Below are 2,597 nucleotides of genomic sequence, written 5' to 3'. Positions count from 1 at the left end.
AACCGCAAGCGCGACACTGTTTCACGTGAAACAGCCCGGCTTCGGGCGATCTGGGTCAACCCGAACAACCTGCCGGTGGCCGAAGCCGAACGCGTTCTGGGCAAATCCATCGAACGCGAGTACAACCTGCTGGACTTGCTGCGCCGCCCAGATGTGAACTATGCCGGGTTGATGTCGCTGGAGGAGGGCAAGTACGCCAACCCAGAACTGGCAGCCGAAGCGGCCGCCAGCGACGATCTGGCGGAAATGACGAAGAGCGTGATCGAGCAGATCGAGATCACGGCCAAGTACGCGGGCTATATCGACCTGCAAAAGACGGAAGTCGAGCGGGCGGCGCATTACGAAAACCTCAAACTGCCCACCGACCTGGACTACCTGCAGGTGCCGGCGCTGAGCTTTGAAGCGCGCCAGACCCTGGCCAAACACCGGCCCGAAACCTTGGGCTTGGCCTCGCGCATCTCGGGTATCACGCCGGCCACCGTATCTTTGTTGCTGGTGCACCTGAAGAAAAACCTCTGGAAAAATACGGTCGCGCTTCAGGCAACCGACGCTTCCACCGAAAAAGCCCAAGCCTGATGCGGAGCGGTGAACGGGAATTGCGCGCCGGCCTCAAGGCGTTGCAACTGGATTTGGGCGACGCCCAGGTCGGCCAACTGCTGGATTACCAGGACCTGATCGGCAAATGGACCAAGGTTTACAACCTCACGGCTGTGCGCGACCCGGCGGAAATGATGACCCACCATCTGCTGGACAGTCTGGCGGCAGTTCTTCCGCTGCAGCGTTATCTGGAAAAAACCGGATTGGGGCAGGGCGTTCGTTTGCTGGACGTGGGTTCGGGCGCCGGCCTTCCGGGTGTCGTTATTGCCATTTGTTGCCCCAGTGTGGCGGTAACTTGCGTCGACACAGTGGCTAAAAAGGCCGCTTTTATTAAACAGGCGGCGCTGGCTTTGAAGCTTCCGAACCTCTCGGGTTTGCATGCCCGGGTCGAAACCATCACTCACCTGTTTGACGTGATTTGCTCCCGGGCCTTTGCTTCGCTGGTCGATTTCACCAATTGGTCTACGGGTGCGTTGGTTCAGCAGGGTGCCTGGATGGCGATGAAGGGCAAGCACCCGGCGGACGAAATCGCCGCCTTGCCGGCCGGAGTCGACGTGTTTCACGTGGAACAACTGCAGGTTCCAGGGCTGAATGCCGAGCGTTGCATTGTCTGGATGCGGGCGAAATCCGAAATTCAAAGCTGAAAATCGAGGTGGGAGGCGGGGCGGCCTGCTGCGGTATTCGCTGTTCGTCCGTTGCTCGGGCACAAAAAGAAACCCTCGTGGATGCGAATCAAGGCTCGTCCGCCCCTTTTCGCCTTCAGGCGGCACACCCCTGTCGTAAACTCCAGTTCTCGTTTCTCTTCTCTCCCTATACTTTCCGGAGAACCTCCATGTTGGGCTCATTTGTCGGTATTGCTGACTACGGTGCTTTTGTCGTCGCGATCATTGTGTTTTTGCTGATCCCCGGCCCGGGCAACCTGGCGCTGATCACCTCGACCAGCAAAGGCGGCATCGCGGGTGGCTTGGGTGCGACTTTCGGCGTGATCGCCGGCGACCAGGTTTTGCTCTGGGCGGCAGTCGCCGGGGTGTCGGCCATCATGGCGGCGTACCCCACGGCTTTCCATATCGTCCAATGGGCGGGCGCCGCTTACCTGGCCTGGCTGGGCATCAAGATGCTGATGGCCAAGCCCGGCGACGCGCCACTGCTCAACATCAAGCCGCGCCACTACTTTCAGCAGGCGATGATGATCACCTTGCTGAACCCTAAAGCGATTGTTTTCTACATGGCCTTTTTCCCGCTCTTCGTGGACCCGGCCCTGCACCAGGGTCTGAAGACTTTCGCCGTCATGGCGGCGACGATTGCCGGGCTGACTTTTCTGTATGGCCTGACCTCGGTGATGATCACTTATCACCTGGCCGAACGCATTCGCGCCAACCCCAAAATCACCTCCGTCCTGAACAAACTGGCGGGCGTATTCCTGATTGGCTTTGGCCTCAAGCTCGCGGTCTCCAAGTAAGCCCCCCTCGCGTTTCGCATCCTCCGAAAAAAACTAAAAGCACACATGGCAAAAATATTCTGCGTAGCCAACCAAAAGGGTGGGGTAGGGAAGACAACAACGACGGTGAATTTGGCCGCGGGTCTGGCCAAAGTCGGTCAGCGGGTGCTCATGATCGACCTGGATCCGCAGGGCAATGCCACCATGGGATCGGGTGTCGACAAGCGCAAGCTGGAGATGACGGTGTACGACGTGCTGCTCGAATCGGCCTCGGTGGCTGAAGCTCGCGTGCACAGTGAAAAGTGCGGCTACGACGTGCTGGGCGCGAACCGCGAACTGGCCGGTGCCGAGGTCGAGCTGGTCGATGTCGAGCGCCGCGAAAAGCGCCTGAAGCTCGCACTGGCCGAGGTCGACAGCCAATATGATTTTGTGCTGATCGATTGCCCGCCTTCGCTTAGCATGCTGACGCTTAACGGCCTGTGCTGCGCGCACGGCGTGGTCGTACCCATGCAGTGCGAGTACTTCGCGCTCGAAGGCCTGACCGATCTGGTCAACACCATCA

General features: G+C 59.4%; 3 protein-coding genes and 1 pseudogene. All 4 read left to right on the top strand.

Going from position 1 to position 2,597, the window contains the following annotated elements; genetic code table 11:
- A pseudogene (gene gidA, locus ABI546_RS04325) lies at positions 1-576 on the top strand (tRNA uridine-5-carboxymethylaminomethyl(34) synthesis enzyme MnmG); the annotation flags it as partial.
- Complete coding sequence (gene rsmG / locus ABI546_RS04320; RefSeq protein ID WP_348044465.1) at positions 576-1,241, top strand: 16S rRNA (guanine(527)-N(7))-methyltransferase RsmG; 666 nt, start codon at positions 576-578, stop codon at positions 1,239-1,241. The pseudogene gidA and the gene rsmG, both read left to right, overlap by 1 nt.
- Before the next feature lie 188 nt (positions 1,242-1,429).
- The gene (locus ABI546_RS04315; RefSeq protein WP_348044463.1) at positions 1,430-2,056 is read left to right on the top strand and encodes a LysE family transporter; all 627 of its coding nucleotides are present in this window, start codon (positions 1,430-1,432) and stop codon (positions 2,054-2,056) included.
- A gap of 45 nt (positions 2,057-2,101) precedes the next feature.
- A partial coding sequence (locus ABI546_RS04310) for an AAA family ATPase (RefSeq protein WP_348044461.1) occupies positions 2,102-2,597 on the top strand: 496 nt, incomplete at its 3' end.

The sequence above is a fragment of the Polaromonas sp. genome (assembly GCF_039932935.1).
Classification (GTDB): domain Bacteria; phylum Pseudomonadota; class Gammaproteobacteria; order Burkholderiales; family Burkholderiaceae_C; genus Polaromonas.
This window is presented reverse-complemented; position numbering and strand designations above follow the sequence as displayed.